At 63.5% G+C, this 20,167-nt stretch carries 18 protein-coding genes and 1 tRNA gene; 9 read left to right on the top strand and 10 right to left on the bottom strand.

The features are described 5' to 3' along the window. Position 1 precedes the first annotated feature (1 nt). Both C489_RS03955 and glmS read right to left on the bottom strand, forming a co-directional pair. Positions 2-1,435 (bottom strand): methylaspartate mutase subunit E, encoded by a 1,434-nt coding sequence (locus tag C489_RS03955; protein ID WP_006429850.1) that lies wholly within the window; start codon positions 1,433-1,435, stop codon positions 2-4. Further along, the gene (glmS, locus tag C489_RS03950; protein WP_006429849.1) at positions 1,436-1,891 is read right to left on the bottom strand and encodes a methylaspartate mutase subunit S; all 456 of its coding nucleotides are present in this window, start codon (positions 1,889-1,891) and stop codon (positions 1,436-1,438) included. It lies immediately after the preceding gene. A 160-nt stretch (positions 1,892-2,051) separates the two neighbouring features. On the opposite strand from glmS, the gene mct reads away from it, so the two are divergent. Then, positions 2,052-3,224: a succinyl-CoA:mesaconate CoA-transferase gene (mct, locus tag C489_RS03945; protein ID WP_006429848.1), complete on the top strand. Its 1,173-nt coding sequence runs from the start codon at positions 2,052-2,054 to the stop codon at positions 3,222-3,224. Between the two features lie 87 nt (positions 3,225-3,311). On the opposite strand, the gene C489_RS03940 is transcribed toward mct, so the two are convergent. The 4 genes from C489_RS03940 to C489_RS03925 all read right to left on the bottom strand — a co-directional run bounded on the left by C489_RS03940 (position 3,312) and on the right by C489_RS03925 (position 8,429). Beyond that, positions 3,312-4,658: a hypothetical protein gene (locus tag C489_RS03940; RefSeq protein ID WP_006429847.1), complete on the bottom strand. Its 1,347-nt coding sequence runs from the start codon at positions 4,656-4,658 to the stop codon at positions 3,312-3,314. After that, entirely contained in the window at positions 4,651-7,320 is a 2,670-nt protein-coding gene (locus tag C489_RS03935; RefSeq protein ID WP_006429846.1) for an AAA family ATPase, read from the bottom strand. The genes C489_RS03940 and C489_RS03935 overlap by 8 nt, the downstream gene beginning before the upstream one ends. 227 nt (positions 7,321-7,547) lie before the next feature. After that, a complete protein-coding gene (locus C489_RS03930; RefSeq protein ID WP_086009363.1) occupies positions 7,548-7,733 on the bottom strand; it encodes a hypothetical protein in 186 nt (61 codons plus the stop codon). 393 nt (positions 7,734-8,126) lie between these two features. Further along, a complete protein-coding gene (locus tag C489_RS03925) occupies positions 8,127-8,429 on the bottom strand; it encodes a HalOD1 output domain-containing protein (protein ID WP_006429844.1) in 303 nt (100 codons plus the stop codon). 327 nt (positions 8,430-8,756) lie between these two features. Between C489_RS03925 and C489_RS03920 the strand changes: the two genes are divergently transcribed. From C489_RS03920 to C489_RS03895, 6 genes are all read left to right on the top strand, one after another. Beyond that, on the top strand, positions 8,757-9,083 hold the full coding sequence (locus C489_RS03920; RefSeq protein ID WP_006429843.1) for a DUF5785 family protein: 327 nt from the start codon (positions 8,757-8,759) through the stop codon (positions 9,081-9,083). A 72-nt stretch (positions 9,084-9,155) separates the two neighbouring features. After that, positions 9,156-9,926, top strand: coding sequence for a GTP cyclohydrolase III (locus C489_RS03915; RefSeq protein WP_006429842.1), 771 nt, complete (start codon positions 9,156-9,158; stop codon positions 9,924-9,926). A gap of 167 nt (positions 9,927-10,093) precedes the next feature. After that, complete coding sequence (locus C489_RS03910) at positions 10,094-10,699, top strand: CBS domain-containing protein (protein ID WP_006429841.1); 606 nt, start codon at positions 10,094-10,096, stop codon at positions 10,697-10,699. Positions 10,700-10,799: 100 nt separating this feature from the next. After that, positions 10,800-12,023: a phosphoglycerate kinase gene (locus C489_RS03905; protein ID WP_006429840.1), complete on the top strand. Its 1,224-nt coding sequence runs from the start codon at positions 10,800-10,802 to the stop codon at positions 12,021-12,023. Beyond that, complete coding sequence (locus C489_RS03900; protein ID WP_006429839.1) at positions 11,992-12,507, top strand: GNAT family N-acetyltransferase; 516 nt, start codon at positions 11,992-11,994, stop codon at positions 12,505-12,507. The genes C489_RS03905 and C489_RS03900 overlap by 32 nt, the downstream gene beginning before the upstream one ends. Before the next feature lie 12 nt (positions 12,508-12,519). Further along, positions 12,520-12,593, top strand: a tRNA-Thr gene (locus tag C489_RS03895). Positions 12,594-13,237: 644 nt separating this feature from the next. On the opposite strand, the gene C489_RS03890 is transcribed toward C489_RS03895, so the two are convergent. The 4 genes from C489_RS03890 to C489_RS03880 all read right to left on the bottom strand — a co-directional run bounded on the left by C489_RS03890 (position 13,238) and on the right by C489_RS03880 (position 17,685). Further along, positions 13,238-13,816 (bottom strand): FixH family protein, encoded by a 579-nt coding sequence (locus C489_RS03890; protein ID WP_006429838.1) that lies wholly within the window; start codon positions 13,814-13,816, stop codon positions 13,238-13,240. A 749-nt stretch (positions 13,817-14,565) separates the two neighbouring features. Next, positions 14,566-14,736 (bottom strand): hypothetical protein, encoded by a 171-nt coding sequence (locus tag C489_RS22080; RefSeq protein ID WP_169331184.1) that lies wholly within the window; start codon positions 14,734-14,736, stop codon positions 14,566-14,568. Positions 14,737-15,228: 492 nt separating this feature from the next. Further along, positions 15,229-16,878, bottom strand: coding sequence for a COG1361 family protein (locus tag C489_RS22385; protein ID WP_006429837.1), 1,650 nt, complete (start codon positions 16,876-16,878; stop codon positions 15,229-15,231). Positions 16,879-17,064: 186 nt separating this feature from the next. Next, the gene (locus C489_RS03880; RefSeq protein WP_006429836.1) at positions 17,065-17,685 is read right to left on the bottom strand and encodes a universal stress protein; all 621 of its coding nucleotides are present in this window, start codon (positions 17,683-17,685) and stop codon (positions 17,065-17,067) included. Positions 17,686-17,845: 160 nt separating this feature from the next. Here C489_RS03880 and C489_RS03875 point away from each other — a divergent pair, with 160 nt between their 5' ends. Continuing rightward, positions 17,846-19,414 carry a long-chain-fatty-acid--CoA ligase gene (locus C489_RS03875; protein ID WP_006429835.1) on the top strand — a complete coding sequence of 523 codons (1,569 nt, stop codon included), beginning with the start codon at positions 17,846-17,848 and terminating at the stop codon, positions 19,412-19,414. Next, positions 19,414-20,167 (top strand): enoyl-CoA hydratase/isomerase family protein (locus tag C489_RS03870; RefSeq protein ID WP_006429834.1); only part of this gene is annotated, 754 nt, incomplete at its 3' end. The genes C489_RS03875 and C489_RS03870, both read left to right, overlap by 1 nt.

Here is a 20,167-nt window from a genome sequence, read left to right as displayed (position 1 = left end):
ATCAGACGTCACCCTGTGGTCGGCCGATGAGTTTCCCGTCGCTGATCGCGTCGACGTCGTCCGCGACCATCCGGAACGACTGGTCGCGACCTTCCGTGTCGGCGCGCTGGGAGAGCCTGGCCTTGTGAATCTCCTTGATGTCCTCGTCCATCTCGAGGTCGGCCCACTCGAAGATGCGGACGCGACCGTCGTCGTCCCGCGCGGGCAGGACAGCGCCCGCCGCGCTGTCGCTGGGTGCGAACGGCACGTCGAGCGCGCCGGAGTCGAAGGCCTTGAGCGTCCCTTGGACGACGTCGCCGTCGCCGTGCTCGAAGATGGTGTCCATCAGACACCGGGTCTCGCGCTCGATGAGGTCCTGTTCCTCCTCGATGCCGTCGATGTCGATCTTCTGCTCGATCGCCATGTCGATGACCTGCCGCGTGGTGCGCAGGCCGGCCGAATTGGCCTCCTTGGTCGGCACCCCTTGGAACTCCTGTGGAGACTTGGTGATGACCTTGTCCGGCTGTGCGATGGCGGCGGTCATGCCGCCGAGGCTGATGACACCGTTGGCGCGGGCCTCGTCCGGCGGGAAGCCGCCCATCCACTCGTGGAAGACGGTCGTGACGACGACCTCGTCGGGGAGGTACTCGTTGCCGAGTTTCTTCAGGGCGTTCAGGGCGGCCACGTCTTGGACGACGTTGCCGACCTGCCCGTAGCCGAGCGTGATCGAGCGCACGCCCTGCGTGGCGGCGAGTTGCCCCTCGACGATCATGATCGCGATCGCGATCGACGGCGGCACCAAGGTGCCGGTCAGGGGACCGAACGGCTCGCGGTTGATCCGCACGCCGCGTTCGGTGTAGGCCCCCGCCAGCCGGTCGACGAACTGCCACTTCTCGATGGTCTCCTCTAAGCCGTGGCGTTTCGTATACGGGATGTTGTAGGAGATCGGGCCGCCCTCGAAGCTCTGGAAGCCGCCGGCGAAGGTGATCGCCGCGAGCAGTCGGGCGTCCGGGGTACCGTGTCGCACCTCGATCGGCGCGTCGATCGCGTCGATCAGTTCGCGACAGCCGTCGACGCCGTGGTTGACCGCCGGGAAGCCGTTGAGGGTGTCGTCGCCCGTCTCGAGGGCCTTGTCCAGGCCCTGCTGGGCCTTCTCGTACTCGTTGTCGCGCGTGTACGAGTCGATGGTCGTCGGCAGGAGGTCCGCCTGCCCCTCCTGATGGAGGTATCGCAGCAGTTCGATCTGGTCGTCGAGCCGGGGGACGCCGGCCCGCGGTTGGAGGAGGGGTTTGTCGGCCGACTCGAGGACATCGGCGAATCGCTTGTGTTCCGGCAGCGACTCGTGGTACTCGATGGCTTCCTCGAAGTCGACGGCTTCGCCCGTCGGCCAGTTCGACCGAATCTCCTCGTCGATACGCCGTAGCTCGTCGGACGGAATCCGTTCGTCTCGTATCATCTAGGAACTAATCGTGGCGCGTTCCGACTCCGTCGGTGTAATCTGGAGGTCTTCGCGCAGCGCAGCAATCGCGTCTTCGGGATCGGTTTCGGAGTCGAAGACGCGGTCGAACCCGAGCTCCCGGAACGTCTTCCGGGTCTGCTCGAAGTCATCCTGTCCGACGGCGAGGTTGCCGCCGATGTAGCTGACCGCGTCGACGCCCGCGTCCTCGAGGACGCCGTGGAATCCCTGGCAGTCCTGCTCGGCGTGGCCGTAGAGCGACGAGACCAGTACAGCCTGTGCGTCGTGGGCTACCGCAGCCTCGGCGAAATCCTCCTGGGAGGTCTGAACGCCGAGGTTCACGACATCGAAGCCGGCTGCACTGAAGGCTTGCTCTAAGATTGTGATGCCAACGACGTGGGCATCGGAGCCGATCACGCCGAGGACGACCGTTTGGGACATCGTGTTCGGAACCATGATGGACTCGGGTATAAACCTAATGATCTTCCATGATAATACTCCTTAAAGATCCTAACAGCGTCCCTATGTCGATAGTTCACACCCGACGTGGTTCTCGAGGGCAACTACATGATCGATGGTAAAGTTTAGGTACTGGTTTCGCAAGGTGGCTACACATATGGGTGCACTCTCGAACCTTCGCGTCGTGGATCTGACCCAGGTGCTGGCCGGGCCGTACTGTACGATGTTGCTCGCGGACCTCGGAGCGGACGTCGTCAAGATCGAACGGCCGGGCGGCGATATGATCCGCTCGAACCCGCCGTTCGTCGACGACCCCGAGGAAGAAGCCTACGGCGGCTACTTCCAGAGCGTTAACCGCGGCAAGAAGAGCATCGAACTAGACTTCGGGGACGAGGAGGACCGCGAGGACTTCCTCTCGCTCGTCGAAGAGGCCGACGTCGTCGTCGAGAACTACCGCTCGGGCACGATGGAGAAGTACGGGCTGGGCTACGAGACGCTGACGGAGTACAACGAGGATCTGATCTACTCCTCGATCCGGGGCTTCGGCGACCCGCGGACGGGCGAAACCGAGCGGCAGGGTCAGCCCTCCTTCGACCTCATCGCGCAGGCACTGGGCGGCGTCATGGAGACCACCGGCCAGCCCGACGGCCCGCCGACCAAAACCGGCCCCGGGGTCGGTGACCTCTTTACCGCGACGCTGAACTGCATCGGGATTCTGGCCGCCGTGAACCACCGCGAACAGACCGGCGAGGGCCAGTACGTCGACACCGCGATGTACGACTCGATGCTCAGCTTCACCGAGCGCGCTATCTACCAGCAGTCCTACACCGGCGAGGCCCCCACCCGCCGGGGCAACTCCCACCCGACGCTGTTCCCCTACGACGCCTTCGAAACCGCCGACGGCTACGCCGTCGTCGCCGCGTTCAACAACAACCACTGGGCCGAACTCTGTGACGTGATGGGTCGGGAAGACTTGGCCGAGGAGTACCCCACGACCCCCGAGCGACTCGAGCACCGCGAGGCCCTCCGCGAGGAACTCGCCGCGTGGGCCATCGAGCAGACCAACGACGAACTCGTGGGCGCGCTCGAGGGACGGGTCCCCGCCGCCCCGGTCCAGACCACCGAGGAAATCTTCGACGATCCGCACGTCGCGGCTCGAGACATGCTCGTGCCGGTCGAACAGCCGGGTGCCGACAGGGACGTCGAGATCGCGGGCAACCCGATCAAGATGAGCGAGACGAACCCCGAGCCCCGCGGTCGCGCGCCGCTGTTGGACGAGCACCGCGAGGAAGTGCTGGGTGAGGACGCGGAGACGACAGCTGACGACTAAGGCGACGATCTACGACTGATCGTCGGCTGAGTCGTCGATTTGGCGAGCACGTCCGATTCGGATACACCTTACCGGATCGATCTCGGCTTACAAAATCTCCTGTATTACAGCCGCCAACTCCTGTTCCAACTCCGCCGCCTGCAGTATCGTCACCGGATTCTCGGATTGTTCCTCGAGCGACGCGGTCTCCTCATCTAAATCTTGAACGACCAGCAGTCCGTTCCAGCCTGATCCGAAGTAGCTCTCGTCGTCGTGCCCGAAGACATAGTCTTCGTTGACTCGGAGAAAGGCGAGATACTCCAGCGTCTCTTTGATTCCGCGGCGGATCGTCTCCTCGTTCGTACTGTTTTTCACTTCGACGATCAGGTACTCGTGCCGGTCGTCCGACTCGGAGATAATCTCGAGGACGATGACATCGGGACGGCCCGTGTGGTTCCGGAACTCTCGCCCGAAGTAGTCGCCGGCGATGTCTTGTGCCGTAAGCTGTACCTCGTCGGTCCGCGAGAGTTCCTCCTGCTCTTCGTCGGGAACAGCGACGAAGGACAGATTTCGGTCGGACGCAGAGTTGTCGTGGTAGAGAGCGATCTCTTTGTCGCCGTCGAAGCGAGCTACCTCCTGTCGACCCGTTGCGATAGTCTTGAACTCAGGCTGGCTCTCCTGTAGCCGCTCGAGCGTCGCGACGAACCGAAAGAGGACGTACAGTTCGAAGAGCGAATCCTGATCATCGGGTGCGATTGCCGTTTCCTCGAGGAGGTCTCGAATTTTATCCGAATCGCCCGCGAATAGCCGCTCTCGAGATTTGAGGAGCGATGCAGCTTCGCGGTACACTTCCTGTCGCGACTGTTCAGCGGTCGTCAGCATCCGCTCGGTGGGCTCGTAGGTGTCCGGATCACGAATTCGTCGAACGTGGACATTTCGCTCGACGATTCGTTGTAACTCGTCGATGAGGTTCTCGTTGCCTTTCCACGTCTCTTGGACCCAGTCGTACTCCCCGCGAAGGTATTCCTCGGCCTCACGGATAGTTGTGTGAACAACCGAAATCAGCCGTTTCAGAACGATATTCTCGGGAATATCGTAATCGATCGATCGGTTGTCACAGACGAAAATCGACCGGTCTCGTGGGTGCTCGGAATAGCGTTTCTTGATCGTCTCTCCCCAGTTGATTCGTCCGTCGACAGTACCGCGCCGCGTTCGCGATGTCGTCTGCGTTTCCGTTCGGACGCTCCGCAGATGTTTCGGGAGTTCTCTGACGAACGAGACGACGTCCGATTTGAGGACGAAGTGGAGATCGAGGAGCAGTTCGTACTCTTCGAACCGATCGTCCAACTGGTCCGATTTGATCGACTTCGCCAGTTCGCGCTCGGGAAACGACCCGCGCATTACGTGAGCGAGGATATCCTCTGTCAGGTGGTCGAGGAGTTGGTCCCTATTCATTCACTGCCACCTGTAGCATCTCTCGAGCGGCTTGCTCGAGGAGGGCTGCGTCGATCTCCCTGACGGCTGCGATTTCCTGTACGATCTTCCGTCGCTTCGGCACGCCCTCGAGTTGGGGGAAGACGTAGCTGATGACCGCTTGCGTGAGATGATACTCGAGTTCGTCCTCCGGATGCTGATTGACGTATCGAAGGACGTCTTCGATGATCGCGGGGCCGATCGATCGTTCCTCGACGGCGTGGTTCGTCTCTCGCCACACGCGACCGATGGCCATTGCTTCGGGGCGATCGAGGTCGAGGTCCCACGCGTTTGCGTAGTCGTAGACGAGTTGCTCCAATCGCTCTTCGTCCGTCCGGTCCTCGGGGAGTTCGGGAGCGGGAACGCGGATAAACGCGAACCGACGCATGAACGCGTAGCTCATCTCGTAGAGCGATGTCTTGTCGTAGGTGTTCATCGTCGCGAAGATACGCCACGAATTCGGGACGAGATACTGATGGGATGCGGGGTGGGCAGTAACGTCGTCGGTCGTCGTCACCTCGATCTCGCGTCCGTTTTTGGTGTACGGAAGCTGGACCGACTGCCCCGAGAGAACGGTGAAAAGCTGGCCGAACGCTTTGTCGATATCGGCGCGGTTCAGTTCGTCGATGATGAGTAACTCGTTCGACTGGGTACCCGTCCGGTTGTTTTTGAGTCGATTGAGGACGATCCCCGGCGTGAATGCGAGATCGTCGTCACCACTGCTGCCGGATTCGTTCGGCATGTATCCGCCGACCGTATCGAACGTCGACCAGTCGGCAGTCGCCGTCGTCATTTCGAACCCCGAGTACAGAGACGGACGCGTCTCCGCGAGCGCGGAACAGACGCGGCGGGCGATCTCCGTCTTTCCAGTCCCCGGTGGACCAGTCAGGAGAATGTGTTTGCCCGATGTGAGTGCTGTCGTGATCTGCTCGAGGATCTGTTCGCCCTGATCGTCCGGGAAGTAGAGCCCCTCGAGCGGATCGGACTGGATCGAACCGTGATACGGTTTGTGAACATTGACTGTCGGGACTTCGGTCAGCTCGTCTGTGAGCGCGTCGACGAGTGCCATCGGCCGTTCGTAATCAATTTCCCCATCGTCGGTCCGAAACGTCGCGTACTGTGACTGGACGGGGAATTCGGTGTCCGCAACCGCCGCACAGAGACTGTTCGCCCGTTCGATTGGGAGGAGATCCTCCGTCAATGCGGCGCTTTCCCGATTGATTTCCGATGCCGTCTTTTCAGTGATCGATCGAGACGTATCGATATCATCGGTCGAACCGGTGAGGAACAGCCGGTCGAACGTTGCGACCAGTGGGTACGACTCACCGGACTCGTGTTCGTCTCGCCACCACGGTTCGTCTTTTTCGAACGTCTCGCCGAGAATCCCGACGCCGATGATGCCGTTCGGCTGCCGATCGAACGCCTCGTTCGACGGCTCCGCACGAGCGTGGAGGATCGCAACGTCGCCTTCCGAGAGGTCCGCCCACCGACTCCGATGGTCTGCATCGAAAGAGACCGCGCTATATTCCAGACTCGTGAGCCAGTAGTCACATGGTGCGGTAAACGCGTATATCGCCGGTGAGGTCGACCGAATATGTGATAATACCGGATGGCTACTGTCAGTCAGTTCGAATGCTGAGTTCTCCTCTGTCTCCGTCTCGATTTCGGTCTCTACGGTGTAGGTGTCGCGAAGAATACTATTCAATCGGGGTTGACTCAGCACACCCCCGTCGTGATCGATCCCTTCCTGAAGAAGACGGACCCAACAGCAAAAGAGCATTTTCGCCGGTGCAAACGAGTGGAGGGACCGGACACCGAGTTCGTCAGCGGTCACCTCGAGTTCAGGTTCGAGCGATTCGTAGATACGCCGCAGTTGATCGAACGTTGCGGCGGTGCTCGCGGAGACGCTATCGGATGGTTTGAACCCGGTGAGCGCGGCCGACCACTCGGAAACGAGCGCCTCCCCGAGGCGGCTTCTGAGCCACGTCGTCTCTATTCCGGACTGCTCGAGTCGCGTTCGGACATCGGTTATCGCCGCGTCGAGCGTTTCGTACTCACCGACCGATTCGGCCGGATAGATCCTGTTACCGCGGATTTGATCGATGAACTCTGCGATCGAATCGTATTCTGTGAAGAACGTTGACCCGCTGCGGCTGAAGTTGATGCCGCTGAACGTATCGTTCGGCCACCCTCGGAAACCGAGCGTCTCCCAGAAGGCCGCACGATCCAGCGTCGTCTCGTAGATCGGGTCGAGAAACAGTACGTGCGGATACGACGTGTCCGTCACCTCTCCCCACCCGATCGCGTCCGTAAACGCCGCCGCCGTCTCCTCGTCCAGAATCGTCGCGTGCTCGACATGAGCGAGAAGCGTATACTCGCCGTCATGGCGGCCGTTACGATCCGCAAACAGAAGATAGTCGCCCGCCTCGGCCGGTTCGCTCTCTCGATTTCCCCAGACGCGAAGCGTCTCGTGCTCGAGCGGGATGTCACAGAGATCCGCGAGTCGATCCCGACGAACGCCGTCGACGACGGTTCGCTCGAAATTGGTTCGAATCGGTTCGTCGTCCGCTGTCTTTATCGGAACCTGATAGACAGTCGGCAGATCGGCATCCGTTTCATCAGTCCCCGAGAGTCCCGCACCCATTGTTTCCTAAATCGAGACAGTATCCTCGTATAAATCCTGTTGCGAGATCACAGGCAGTGATGGTTAAATCAACAGCCTTGACGGTAATACCGTAACCAGAACGATACTCGAGCCCCCGATTACGGACCGACCGATCGGCGGCCGATGTCGGCGAACGTGGTGGTGGTGTGGTGGTCGTGGTCGCCACCGCCGACCGGCCGGCTGTCCGCCGGGGCTCGAGGCCCGACCTACTCCTCCCGCTCGAGCAGTCCGGGCGAGACCGAGCAGCCACACGGACCCGCGATGCCGGTGTGGGGACCGCTGACAGTCACAGTGGTGACGGGCTCGCCACAGCGGGGACAGTCGGGCAGCGACGAGGAGTCGGCGTCGGGACTCGAGTCGGTGTCACCGCTCGAGTCGATGTCGCTACGCATCGCGAGTACGCCCCCCATCTATCTGCAGCGCCGACTGGAGTCGTGTCATGCGATTCGACGGTCGTGCGGGACGTTTATATCCCGGTAGAATGTACGCAATCATGGCTTCGATCTGCGCGATGGAAGCCGAGTCTCGGGTGCTCTGACCACCCGGGACGTTTCGATCGCGTCCCCCGGTTCTGGAGATCGGCTTCCGTTCTAACCGTTGACTCGTTGTGACTTATATCTACTGCAAACGGCGTGAAAGAGAGTCCGACCGAATCGACCGGGAGCGAGGACCGCGCAGTCTCGAGCCCGGAGAGAGCGGCGGACTCGAGCCGACGGCGACTGCCACCGCTCTCGCGAGCGGGCCCACGCGTTACTCGAGGTTCGGAGCGGCCGCGGCGGGCCGGGCTACCGTTCGAGATCGGGATCGGACTGCACCGACCGCCGTGACCCGGCGTCCGAAACCGAGACGTCGCCGTCGCCGCCGACGGTGATCTCGTAGCCGTTGTACTCGAAGGAGACGCGGAAGGAATCGGCGTCGTCGCCGTTCACCGACGACACGAGCGCGTTCAGCGCCTCGGGATCGATCACGTCGTACAGCGGCGGTTGGAGCGCCGTCGGCGCGACGCCCTCGCGGTCCGCGACTGCGTCCACGATGCGGGTGATGGCCGTCTCGGTAGTCGCCGCACGGGTTGTGTGAGTACTCTCCATTACTCCACTCCAGCCGACCGGGAGGGATAAAACTTCGGTCGGCGTTCAGCGGTCACCCAATATGTCGGATACAGTTTAACTGGCCGGGATAAATACCGGATTCGAGTCCCCCGGGAGACGGTCTCACTGTCGGCGTTCGAGTAGACACCGGTATCGAAACCGCAGAGCCGTGACCGCTCGAGACAAGTCCGCCGGCGCGCGTTTCGATACCCTCGAACTGCGTCGTCGCCGACCGGCCGATTCGAGACCGTCCTCGAGTGTCGGCGGCCGGAGCGACGATCGCCGCGGAGAGTAATCCTTTTGCGGGTCCCCTGCACACGTCGGAGTATGAGCAGCAACTGGCCGGTCGATCCCGACGGCGAGGAGGGCAGCGAGGGGATGCGCAAGTACGACATGCGGATCATCGCGGACAAGGTCGACGAGGAGGAGGACTTCCCGATGGACCCCGACGAGTTCGTCGAGGAGTACGGCGAATACCCGATCCGGATCAACCACGAGACGGTCGTCGCGCTCAGCGACATCTTCGAGTACGTCGAACCCGCGGAGTTCGAGACGATGATCGACATGCACAAGGCCGTCGGCGCGGCGATGCGCGCCGGGGACTTCTGGACGTACCACCCGCAGGGCAAGAATCCGGAAAAGAAACACGCCTAACGGGCCGCTCTCCCCATCACGAATCTGGATTACGTATCACTTATACGACGGCGTTCGAAAGAGTCGGTCACCGTGACTAACACGCAGGTGACGCTCGTTCAGATCGACAACTATGGGCCGTGGACCGTGACGCCGGAGCCGCGACGGGAAGCAGACCTCCAGACGATGCAGTCCCGGCTGTTCGCGGATATCTCTCAGTTTATCGGCAACCGCGGCGGCTACACGTTCTTCACTCGCTTCGACAACATGATCGCCGTCACGAACGGCTGCTCGCTCGAGGACCACGCGCTCCTCCAGGAATCGGTCGGCAACCGCTACCCCGTGACGCTCAGCCTCGGCGTCGCGACCGGCACGAGCCCGGTCCAGGCGCTCTCCGACGCGACCGAACGGCTTCAGGAAGCCGGCAGCGCACAGGACAAGAACCGCCGCGAGTGTCTCGAGGGACGGGTCATCGAGGACGACCACCGGACCGACGACGACGTCCAGATCGCCCACTTCGACGTGATCAACGCGACCGGCAACTACACGGACGAACTCAACGCCTACGACACGTTCATCGAGATTGAGCAGGGCTATGCGGAACTCATGCGCCACATGCGCCACGCCCACGAGAGCCTCTCCTTTTTCGTCGGCGGCGACAACGTCATCGTCGTCTGCCCCGACCTTTCCGAACCCGATTACGAGGAGGCCATCGCCCACGTCGAGGCCGCAGTCGACGTCGAGATGCAGGTCGGCGTCGGCCGCGGGAAAAGCGCCCACGAGGCCGGCTTCGAGGCGAAACACGCCCTCGAGACCTGCCGAGCCGACGGGACTCGGGTCGAACTCGAGTGGGAAACGGCCTGAGACGGTCTACTGTACGTCAGTGCCGGTGGGACCGCGACCGCCCTGCGGTCCCACCGGGGAAATCAGAACAGTAAACCGTATGAATCGCGGATCTCTTGGACTTCGCCGCCGCGTTGCTTAAGTGTAGTGGAGGTAGCTTTTAGCCCGTCCGTGGGTTTCATTCACACATGGAATCAGAACTGTCCGTCAGAGACGTGTTGACGACCGATTACGTCGGCGTCAGTGAGTCCGACGCGATCCGCGATGTCGTTCAACTCATGCGCGAGGAGCGGACGAGTTGTGCGCTGGTCGTCCGCGGCGCGGAGCCGGTCGGCATCGTCACCGAGTGGGACGTGCTCGGGCTCGTTGCCGACGCCAACGACCCGGGTGAAACGACCGTCGGCGACGCCATGACGACGCCGGTCATCACGGTCAGTCCCGACCGGTCGCTCACCGATGTCGCGACCACGATGGCCCGTCAGAACATCCGCAACGTCGTCGTCGAAGCCGGGGACGGTATCGTCGGGCTGGTCACCCAGCGGGACGTCATCGCCGCCGCGGGCTCATTCCAGGCGACGATGACCCCTGCCCGCTCGAGCGAGCCGCCGGTCGACCGTGAACCTGGAGTCGCCGCCGCGACCGCCCGCGTCTCCGAGGAGGGCGACGCCCAACTGCGGCCCAACGGCGGCGACGAGTACACCACCCAGGGCGTCTGCGAGGCCTGCGGCTCGCTGGCCGATTCGCTGTGGGACGCCAACGGGCAACTGGTCTGTGCGGACTGCCGGACGGTCTGAGGGTAGTCGCTCCCTACGGCGGGTAGCCCGTGCCAGCGGCCACCGACCCGTATCTCTCCGATAGAAAGACCTTTCGGGTGTCGCGGTGGAGGGGTCGATAATGATCGCGACCCTCGACGACCTGGACGTCGAAGGGACTACCGTCGGTGTCCGCGTCGACGTCAATAGTCCGATCGACGACGACGGCAGGCTCGCGGACGACGCCCGGCTCCGCGCCCACGTCGACACCCTCTCGGAGCTGGTCGACCGCGGCGGCCGCGTCGCCGTCCTGGCCCACCAGGGTCGGCCCGGCGGCGACGACTTCGTCTCCCTCGAGTCCCACGCCGATCGCCTCTCGGAACTGCTCGGCCAACCCGTCGACTACGTCGACGCGACCTTCACCGAGGCCGCCCGCGAGGCCATCAGGGGCCTCGGGAACGGCGACTGCGTCGTCCTCGAGAACACCCGGTTCTACAGCGAGGAGTACATGGAGTTCGACCCCGAGCGCGCCGCGCGGACCCACCTCGTCGAGGGCCTCGAGTCGGTCCTCGACGCCTACGTCAACGACGCATTCGCCGCGGCCCACCGCTCACAGCCCTCGCTCGTCGGCCTCCCGACCGTCCTCCCCAGCTACGCCGGCCGCGTGATGGAGTCCGAACTCGACGTACTGGGCTCTATCGAGGAGACCGACGAACCCCGCGTCTACGTCCTCGGCGGCGCGAAAGTCCCCGATTCGATCGACGTCGCGTGGTCGGTCTTGGAGAAGGGACTGGCCGATCACGTCCTCACCGCGGGCGTCGTCGGCAACGTCTTTCTCATCGCCGACGGCGTCGACCTCGGCGACGCCAGCTCGGATTTCATCTACGAGCAGGGCTACTGGGACGAGATCGACCGCGCCGCGGACCTACTCGACGCCTACGGCGACCGGATCGCGCTCCCGCGAGACGTCGCCGTCGCCCGAAACGGCGAGCGCCACGAACTCGGCGTCAACGCCCTGCCACCCGGCGACGAGGAGTCGGCCATGGACATCGGCGAGTCGACGCTCGACTACTACCGGCGGATCCTCGACGACGCCGAGACGATCATCCTCAACGGCCCCGCCGGCGTCTTCGAGGACGACCGATTCCAGACGGGGACCCGACAACTCTACGGCGCGGCCACGGCAATCCCGACGAGCATCGTCGGCGGCGGCGACACGGCCTCCGCGCTGCGACGACTCGGCATCGACGACTTCTCTCACATCAGCACCGGTGGCGGCGCGGCGCTCCGCATGCTCACCGCCGAATCGCTCCCCGCCGTGACCGCACTCGAGAATGCCCCCCACCAACCCGCAGCCGACGATTGAGCCCGCCGATCGGGACGATCTCGACGCCCTCGCGGACATGTGGGTCCGCCTCGCTCGCGATCAGCGCCAGTACGACTCGGCCGTGCGCGCCGACGCGAACCGCGAAACCATGCGGGAGACGCTCGCGGCCTATCAGATCAACGACGGCCTGCTCGTCGCCCGCCTCGAGGGCCGACTCGTCGGGTTCGCCTCCGTGTCGCTCGAGCGCGGCTCGCTCGACCTCGACACCACCCGCGGCCTCCTCTCGAACATCTACGTCGAACCCACTGCCCGCGGTCAGGGTATCGGCTCCGCGCTGCTCGAGGCCGCAGAGGACACGCTCGCACGGCGGGGCGCGGACAGGATGCTCCTCGAGGTGATGGCCGACAACGAGGCCGCCCGCCGGTTTTACCGCCGCGAGGGGTACGACGAGTTCCGGGTGACGATGGGCCGGTCGCTCGAGGACCGGGAGGAAAACGATACACACTCAAAGGAGGACGGCTAACCCACGACCTGCGCCAGGGGAGCATGGGCGGTTCATGCACTCGACTTGTAATCGAGACTTCCGGGGTTCAAATCCCTGCCCTGGCTTCAATCCGTGGGTTCAAGGCCTCTACCTGTCGGTGTCGGTCTTCCGGAAGTTGTGCCTCTTCCAGTAACCCGAATCCGAGGTTCAACGCCCGTTCTATCGGCGACACTCCGGGGTGTTCAGCGTGAGCTCCGCGACCGACGGGTCCGGCCCCGGTCTGCGGAGCGCTCGGCTGCAACGATCCGGCCGATATCGTGATCCGTCACCCAAGCATGGAGACCTCATCGTCTGCGAGGGCTGCACCGGCGGCTACGTGGTTGATCGGCCATGTCTAACGAGTCGGATGTCCACCCAGAGGACACACTCCAAGTCGCCCAGCGAGCCTTCGGGAACGTTAGGACCTCGAGGAGCACGGCGACCAGTTTACCGCCGATGTCGGCAAGGAGCCTACGCGAAGTACCTTCGGACCGGCAACGATCGATTCCTCCGCGAGGCCCGGCAGTGGGCAGCGGATTTCGGCGCGATCAAGAAGCCGGCCGCCAAACTCGAGTCGATTGGCGCAGTCGACGTCGCCGATCACGACGGTGGCGATGAGAGCGACGGCAGCAGTGGCGTGAGTTCGCTCTGACAGTAGTCTGATTTCTGTCTCAGGGTCACTTCGACAACTCGTGATAAATGCAGGTGGTGGAGTCGCTATTGGGGCAGGCTATCGTTGCGTACGCAACAGGAGAGCACCGATAGCTGCCACGAGACTGAGTCCGACGATAACGATGTTCAAGGGGCCGAACCCAGCTTTATCAGTTTGATCACTATCGTTCTGAGACCCGTCACCATTCTCTGTAGTCTGTGAGCCGTTATTTGGGTATTCGAGCTCAGTATGATCGTGGACTTCCTTTTCGAAGTGAGTGTGAACCTGAGTCCCGTCGAGGCTACCCTCGAGATGAACGACGTACTCACCGGGTTCTGTGAAGATGACCGGCGCTTCGTATACACCAGGCTCGCCGTGTTTCTCACTGAGTTCGAGCGCAGTTTTCTCACCCCCAGAAAGCTGGACGGATACGGTTAAATTCTCAGCTTGGTTCGCAACGGGCTCTCCCGTCTCGTTATCAACGATCTCGAACTCTACCCACATCCGCTCTCCAGTGATAAGCGGCTCCTCTGCACCGCCGAAGGTGATGTCGTATTCTTCGACGTTCTGTGTATTATGGGCCAGAGCCGGCGTAGCGCTACCGGTTAGCAGTAGTCCGAATACTACGAGCGCGACCAGCGGTTTTTTGAGCGTCATTCCGTACGATGCTCCACATAGTAGCGCCATGAGCCATTTGGTACATATGGCGAAAATCTGGTCTAATTCTCGAAAATAGGGGTGCTAAATCGCGTTAGAACCTGACAAGAAAAAGTAAATGCGCGATCAGGTCGCGCTCTATCCGGTCGAGGAGACCGGCGACGCGATCGTCGATGCTGAGGGACCGTTCCCCACGACAGCGTGGCGTGATCGGTGATCGAGGCGATCAATCCCGCGCAATTTCCCCGCGAGGGACCGTATCAGGTTCGATAGACCGAGGCCCACGCGGGTGAGACGGTGCTGCAATCGGGCAGGGCCAGACGGTCGGCGAGGCCGTTCGAGAGAGGCGCGATAGGACCTCGAGGGACGCCGAGCGGGTGTGATTTCACAGGGTCAGTAGGACGATTCTTGCTCACTCGGAATCGGGGCGGCGTTGATATAGGCCGATCCGAACATATTCACTGTCGCGTTCCCCACAGGCGCGACAGCAGCACCCGAACCCAACCCCAACCATGTCCTGTATCCGCCCGGCGGCCATTCCCTTGTGCCCACCCGGGCGGCCTTTTGAGGTCTTCTCGAGGCAATCAGACGCCGAGCGATAGCTATTGGATATCGAGCGCGTCGACGGCCTCGACGGGGCGGTCGGGTCTCACTGATCCGTCCGTCTCGTCTCGAGACCGGGCTGCTATCGCTGGTGGTACTGCGGCCGACGCGTCGTCACCGCGGGTCTTAGATCCGAGCGGGCGACGTTACCAGAATCCGATCAGGTTCCCGATGGCAAGCGTCAGGAGCAACAGCAGCGCCAGTGCCGTCAAAACCAGCGGTTCAGGCGAATCGACCGAACGAAATAGTCCTACGAGTCGCCCCGGTTCTGTGGCCACCCCGCTGAAAGGCTGCCCCTCGCCCTTCTTGTTTGCCATGGTGTACCATACGGTACCGAATACTAAAATGTGTTTATCGCGGAATTCTCAGGCGGGCTGATGCGGCGAGACACACGCCACGATAGTCACCACTGAAAGTCATTGTACACCTGATCGCACGACTGCGTCGCGATTAGTGTGTGAATCGTTTCAGTGGCGACTATAGTCGGCGGTCGCCTTTCGAATGACGGACCGTCTGCGGATGTGCAGGTGTGGAACGGCCGAGAGATGCGTGAATAAGTTTATAGTTCGGGATCGATCTGGTTATACCTGTCCGTGGGGTCGCGTTCGAAACCACCACCTACCGCCCCACGGACGGCGCGCTTTGACTGACTGTTGTCCCTCGATCGTTCTCCGCAAAACCGACAAGCGACGGCGTCGGACGCGATCTCGAGCGGAACGCGACGCTGGCCCTCGTGACCGCGATAGTGCGTTCCCAGAGGTAGCGACCCCATGCGATGGCCATCCGAGCCTCGGCGGTGTCGTTCCCTGTCAGTTCGTCCCGCGAACGGTGACCGTGCGCTGGGCCACACAACCGTCGGCCGCGACGCGGACGGGGAACGACTGATCGTTCGCGACGATCGCCGTTTCGAACTCGAGCGTGATCGATTCCGACCCGCCGCCGTCGATCGAGAGGCGGCGCGTGTCTACGACCGCGGGATCGTGCCCGACGATCAGTTCGACGTCCCGGGCAACGGCTCGGTCGGTCGCGTTCTCGAGGGTCGCCCTCACCTCGAGTACGTCGCCGGCGTCGACGGGGTCGTTCGTCCCGGTGATCGTCACCCGGCCGCCCGCGTCGGCCGTTCCGATCACCTCGACGGTCCGTTCGGCGACGGCGTCGTCGGTTTCGACGCGGACGGGGAACGCCTGCGTCCGGTCGACGACGGCGGTTTCGAACTCGAGGGTAACCGTCTCGGTCCCGCCGCCGGCAACGGAGACGGAACGGGTATCCACCCGCTGGGGGTCGTGTCCGACGACGAGGTCGACATCCCGAGTTACTGTGTCAGGTCCGCCGTTCGCGAGTTCGGCGGTCACCTCGAGCACGTCGCCGGTGTCGACCGGATCGTTCGTCCCGGTGATCGAGACGCTCAGCCCGGTGTGGTCGGAGCGGGTCTCGTCGACCTGCCAGAGCGAGTCCGACGTAAACGTGCCGTCGTCAGAGATCACCCACGCGATCACCGAGCACGTGTGACAGAGGCCGCCATCGACGGTCAACGACGCCGTATCCGTCGTCCCGCTGACGTCGGACGTGCCGAGGATGAGATCCGCCTGGCTGAGCCACCAGACGACCCGCTCGAGCGCGCCATCGGGATCGGTGACGTCGATCTCGAGGTCGATCGTCTCACCGGGATCGACGGGAAGCGTCCCCCGTTCCGGGCGAGCGGCCTCGATCGTCGGCGACGCGTGCCCGTCGGGCGTCACGCTTACGGTCCAGTCGGCCCGGTAGTTGCCGTCCTCGGTGTCGATCCCGGCGGTGACCCTATCGGTGCCCTCGATCTCGGCGGTGTACTGCCAGTAATGGGCGTTTTGCTCCGCGTAGTAGACGGACTGCCAGGCAGGGCCGACCAGCGAGTCGCCGACGCGCTCGCCGTCGACCCACCAACCGGTGAACTGCGACCGGTCCGCGTCGGGATCGACGGCCCCGGCTTCGAAGAAGACCGTCGTGCCCGGCTGGACCGCGACGGGGTCGTTGGGGCTCGTCAAGCTATCGTCCAGTTCGTCGACGCCGAGCACGGTGACCGCCCGCGCCGCCGAATCGCCCTCGGTTCGGACCCGAACCGTCACCTCCCGATCCCGGGCGGCGGGTTCGATCCGGTAGCTGCGGGGAAACGGCCGTTCCGTCTCTCCCGGCTCGAGTGTGAGCGTGACGCTCCCGGCCGATTCGCCGTCGACGAGGTACTCGACGGTCGGGCGAACCGTTCGGTCGGTCGGGTTCTCGAGTTCGGCGGTCCACCGGAGCAGTCCGCCGCCCTCGACCGGATCGGTTACGTCAACGAGACGGACGGCGACGGCCGACTCGCCGCCGTTAGTTCCCGCGGTCGCTCCGTCGGACTGTGCGTGGCCGGTGCCGGAGACGACCGGGATGGTACTACTCGCCGCCGCCCATCGCAGCAGTCGTCGGCGGTTCACGGTGTTTCTCATTCGTGCTCGCCAACCCGAATCGCAGTCAAAAAGTAGCGCTACCGTTACGACCGAAAACGGCGCGTTTGTCCCGTGTAAGTCCTCCGGGAACGACGATGGCGGTCCGTACCCCGCTGTTGGCTCCAACTACACTTCCGTCGGCACGTCCGGGCCGGCCTCGTCAGTGTGCCACCTGCTGAGGCGGGCCTATTCGGTCTCGGGTCCCCGCGCGATGCGGGCCTCGCTCGTCACGGCGTCGACGTGAATGTGAACCGGCCCCGCGTCGGTCTCGAGCGGAACGATCCACGAGGCGCTGGTTCGATGCGGGTCCTCGAGGACGGTCACCTCGTCGTAGCCCTCCCGTTCGGCCGTCTTTCGAGCGATCCGCGCCGCTTCGTCGGCGTCTTCGATCCGGATCTCGTCGTTCAAGCGGACGGTCACGACCGGCACGTCGGCCATCCGGACGATCCGCTCGGTGACGCTGCCGACCAGCACCCGATCGAGTCCGGTCCGGCCCTGCGTTCCCATGACGATCATGTCGATCTCGTGCTCGTCGGCATACTCGAGGATTTCCTCGTGGGGAACGCCCCGTTCGACCGCCGTGGCGGCGTCGACGCCCTCCCGCTTCGCTTCCGCTTCGACGCGCTCGACCGCCCGCTCGGCCGCCGGGATCGCTTCGTCGGTCTGGAGCGTGCCGAGTGGCCCCTCCGGCACGATCGACAGCGCGTGGACCGTCGCGTCGAAGCGGTCCGCGATCGTCAACCCGTGCGTGAGCGACTGACGGGTCCCGTCGCTCCCGTCCGTCGGGACGAGGATGTCCTGGTACATGACACCGCGAGATTGGGAGCGCGGCGGTAAATACCCTCGAGTCCTCTCTCATCCCGCAGCGACTGACCGCCACCCCTGTTATCGCTGGTAAGAAAAATCGCCGATCGAGCCGAACGATGTAAATCTTTTTTACGATACACGGAAACGTATCGCACGGAGTATGACAAATCTTGTCACTAACGTCGCGGACGCCGTCGAGGAACACGGCGACAATACCGCGATCGGCTATCAGGGGTCCGAGACGAGCTACGATGAATTCTGGGGGCAGACGGGGGCGTTTGCGGCCGCACTCGAGGAACGGGGGGTCGGCGAGGACGACCGCGTCGCGCTCTATCTCCCGAACGTCCCGCCGTACCTGATCGCCTTCCACGGGACGCTTCGGGCCGGCGGGGTCGTCGTCCCGATGAATCCCCAGTACAAGTCCCGCGAAATCGGCCACCTGCTCGGCGACAGCGAGGCGAAGGTCGTCGTCGCGCTGGCTGACCTCGTCCCCTTCGTCACGGAGGTCCAAGACGAAACCAGCGTCGAACACGTGGTCAGCATCGGCGGCGACGCCGAGGGTGCGACCGAGTTCGAGGAATTCCTCGAGCGGGGGGCTCCCGACATCGCCGACCGCGCCGACGACGACGTCGCGGTCCAGCCCTACACGTCCGGGACGACCGGGCAGCCGAAGGGTGTCCAGCTTACCCACGATAACCTGTCGTCGAACGCGAAGGCCGCGGCGAAGCTCATTCCGGACGGCATCCGGCCGGACGACAAACAGCTCGGCGTCCTCCCGCTGTTTCACATCTACGGGATGACGGTGACGATGAACGCGGCGCTGTTCAACGGCGGCGCGTACTATCCGATGGCCTCGTGGGACGCACAGGACGCCGTCTCGCTGATCGAGGACGAACAGCTGACGGTCATGCACGGCGTGCCGGCGATGTACAACGACGTGATCAACCAGCCCGACGCCGAGGAGTTCGATATGTCCTCGCTGCGGCTCTGTGGCGTTGGCGGCTCCGGGATTCCGGTCGAGGTCCTGCGCCAGTTCGAGGAACTCTACGAGCCGAAGGTCTACGAGGGGTACGGTCTGACCGAGACCAGCCCGATCACCCACTTCAACAGCCCGATCGAGGGGCGTCGGGTCGGCAGCATCGGGAAGACGGTTCCCGGGGTCGACTCGAAGGTAGTCGACGACGACTTCGGCGAGGTTCCGCCGATCGAGGAGGGGCCGATCGACGAGGAGGAAGCCGATCTCCACGATATCACCGGCGAGATCGTCGTCGCCGGGCCGAACGTCATGAAAGGCTATTACGGCCTGCCCGAGGCAAACGAGGAGGCCTTCACCGAGGAGGGCGGCCGTCGCTGGTTCCACACGGGCGACATCGGCTATCACGACGAGGACGGCTTCTTCTACGTCGTCGACCGCGAGAAACACATGATCGTCACCGGCGGCTACAACGTCTACCCGCGGGAAGTCGAGGAACTCCTCTTCGAGCACGAAGATGTCGCCGACGCCGCCGTGGCCGGCATCCCTGACGAGCGCCGCGGCGAGACCGTCAAGGCCTTCATCGTCCGCACGCCCGACGGCGACGTGACCGAGGAGGAGATCAAAGAGTACTGTCTGACCAACCTCGCGGAGTACAAGCACCCCCGCGAAGTCGAGTTCGTCGACGAACTCCCCCGAACGACCACCGGGAAGGTCCAGAAGTTCAAACTCCGCGAAGGAGAGGGAGACGACTGATGGCGCTCGGTGATGCGGTCCGCCTCGAGCTCGAGGCGGACGGAGCCGCGACGATCACGCTCGACCAGCCCGACCGGCGAAACGCGCTCTCCGAGGAGATCAGCACCGGGATCTCGGAGGCGCTCGACGAGATCGAGGGCAGCGACGCCCGCGTCGTCGTCCTGCAGGGCTCCGGCGGCTCGTTCTCGGCCGGCGGCGACATCGAGCGAATGACCGAGGCCATCGATGACGACGTGCCCGCCGACGATCGGGTACGACGACTCGAGCGGTCGACGAACGAACTGATGACGCGGCTCATCGACTTCCCGATTCCAACGATCGCGCTGGTCGACGGGGCCGCCGTCGGTGCCGGTGCGAACCTCGCGATCGCGTGTGACGTGCAACTGGCGAGTACCGACGCCGCGTTCGGCTTCGTCTTCCGGCAGGTCGGGTTGAGCGTCGACGCCGGGACCTCCTATTTGCTGCCGCGGATCGTCGGCGAGAACGTCGCCAAGGAACTGGTCCTCACCGGCGACATCTTCGGCGCGGACCGCGCGAAGGAGCTCGGACTGGTCAATCACGTCTACGACGCCGACGAGTTCGACGAGCGAGCCGACGAGTTCGTCGAGAAAATCGTCTCCGGGCCGCCGATCGCCCTGCGCCACGCCAACCGACTCGTCGGCGAGGGCCTCGAGAAATCGCTCGACCAGGCCCTGACCGACGAGGCCGTCGCACAGGGGATCGTCTTCGAGACCGACGATCACGAGGAGGGCG

The organism is Natrinema versiforme JCM 10478, assembly GCF_000337195.1.
Classification (GTDB): domain Archaea; phylum Halobacteriota; class Halobacteria; order Halobacteriales; family Natrialbaceae; genus Natrinema; species Natrinema versiforme.
The sequence above is the reverse complement of the archived record's forward strand: the minus strand, read 5'-3'. Positions and strand labels throughout refer to the sequence as shown.

What these genes read in the sequence shown, in the direction of transcription:
- C489_RS03925 (WP_006429844.1), bottom strand. Translation starts at nt 8,429, where the DNA reads ATGGAGAGTACTCACACAACCCGTGCGGCGACTACCGAGACGGCCATC.
- C489_RS03920 (WP_006429843.1), top strand. Translation starts at nt 8,757, where the DNA reads ATGAGCAGCAACTGGCCGGTCGATCCCGACGGCGAGGAGGGCAGCGAG.
- C489_RS03900 (WP_006429839.1), top strand. Translation starts at nt 11,992, where the DNA reads ATGCCCCCCACCAACCCGCAGCCGACGATTGAGCCCGCCGATCGGGAC.
- C489_RS03935 (WP_006429846.1), bottom strand. Translation starts at nt 7,320, where the DNA reads ATGGGTGCGGGACTCTCGGGGACTGATGAAACGGATGCCGATCTGCCG.
- mct (WP_006429848.1), top strand. Translation starts at nt 2,052, where the DNA reads ATGGGTGCACTCTCGAACCTTCGCGTCGTGGATCTGACCCAGGTGCTG.
- C489_RS03875 (WP_006429835.1), top strand. Translation starts at nt 17,846, where the DNA reads ATGACAAATCTTGTCACTAACGTCGCGGACGCCGTCGAGGAACACGGC.
- C489_RS03905 (WP_006429840.1), top strand. Translation starts at nt 10,800, where the DNA reads ATGATCGCGACCCTCGACGACCTGGACGTCGAAGGGACTACCGTCGGT.
- C489_RS03880 (WP_006429836.1), bottom strand. Translation starts at nt 17,685, where the DNA reads ATGTACCAGGACATCCTCGTCCCGACGGACGGGAGCGACGGGACCCGT.
- C489_RS22080 (WP_169331184.1), bottom strand. Translation starts at nt 14,736, where the DNA reads ATGGCAAACAAGAAGGGCGAGGGGCAGCCTTTCAGCGGGGTGGCCACA.
- C489_RS03930 (WP_086009363.1), bottom strand. Translation starts at nt 7,733, where the DNA reads ATGCGTAGCGACATCGACTCGAGCGGTGACACCGACTCGAGTCCCGAC.
- C489_RS03910 (WP_006429841.1), top strand. Translation starts at nt 10,094, where the DNA reads ATGGAATCAGAACTGTCCGTCAGAGACGTGTTGACGACCGATTACGTC.
- C489_RS03940 (WP_006429847.1), bottom strand. Translation starts at nt 4,658, where the DNA reads ATGAATAGGGACCAACTCCTCGACCACCTGACAGAGGATATCCTCGCT.
- C489_RS03955 (WP_006429850.1), bottom strand. Translation starts at nt 1,435, where the DNA reads ATGATACGAGACGAACGGATTCCGTCCGACGAGCTACGGCGTATCGAC.
- C489_RS22385 (WP_006429837.1), bottom strand. Translation starts at nt 16,878, where the DNA reads ATGAGAAACACCGTGAACCGCCGACGACTGCTGCGATGGGCGGCGGCG.
- C489_RS03890 (WP_006429838.1), bottom strand. Translation starts at nt 13,816, where the DNA reads ATGACGCTCAAAAAACCGCTGGTCGCGCTCGTAGTATTCGGACTACTG.
- glmS (WP_006429849.1), bottom strand. Translation starts at nt 1,891, where the DNA reads ATGGTTCCGAACACGATGTCCCAAACGGTCGTCCTCGGCGTGATCGGC.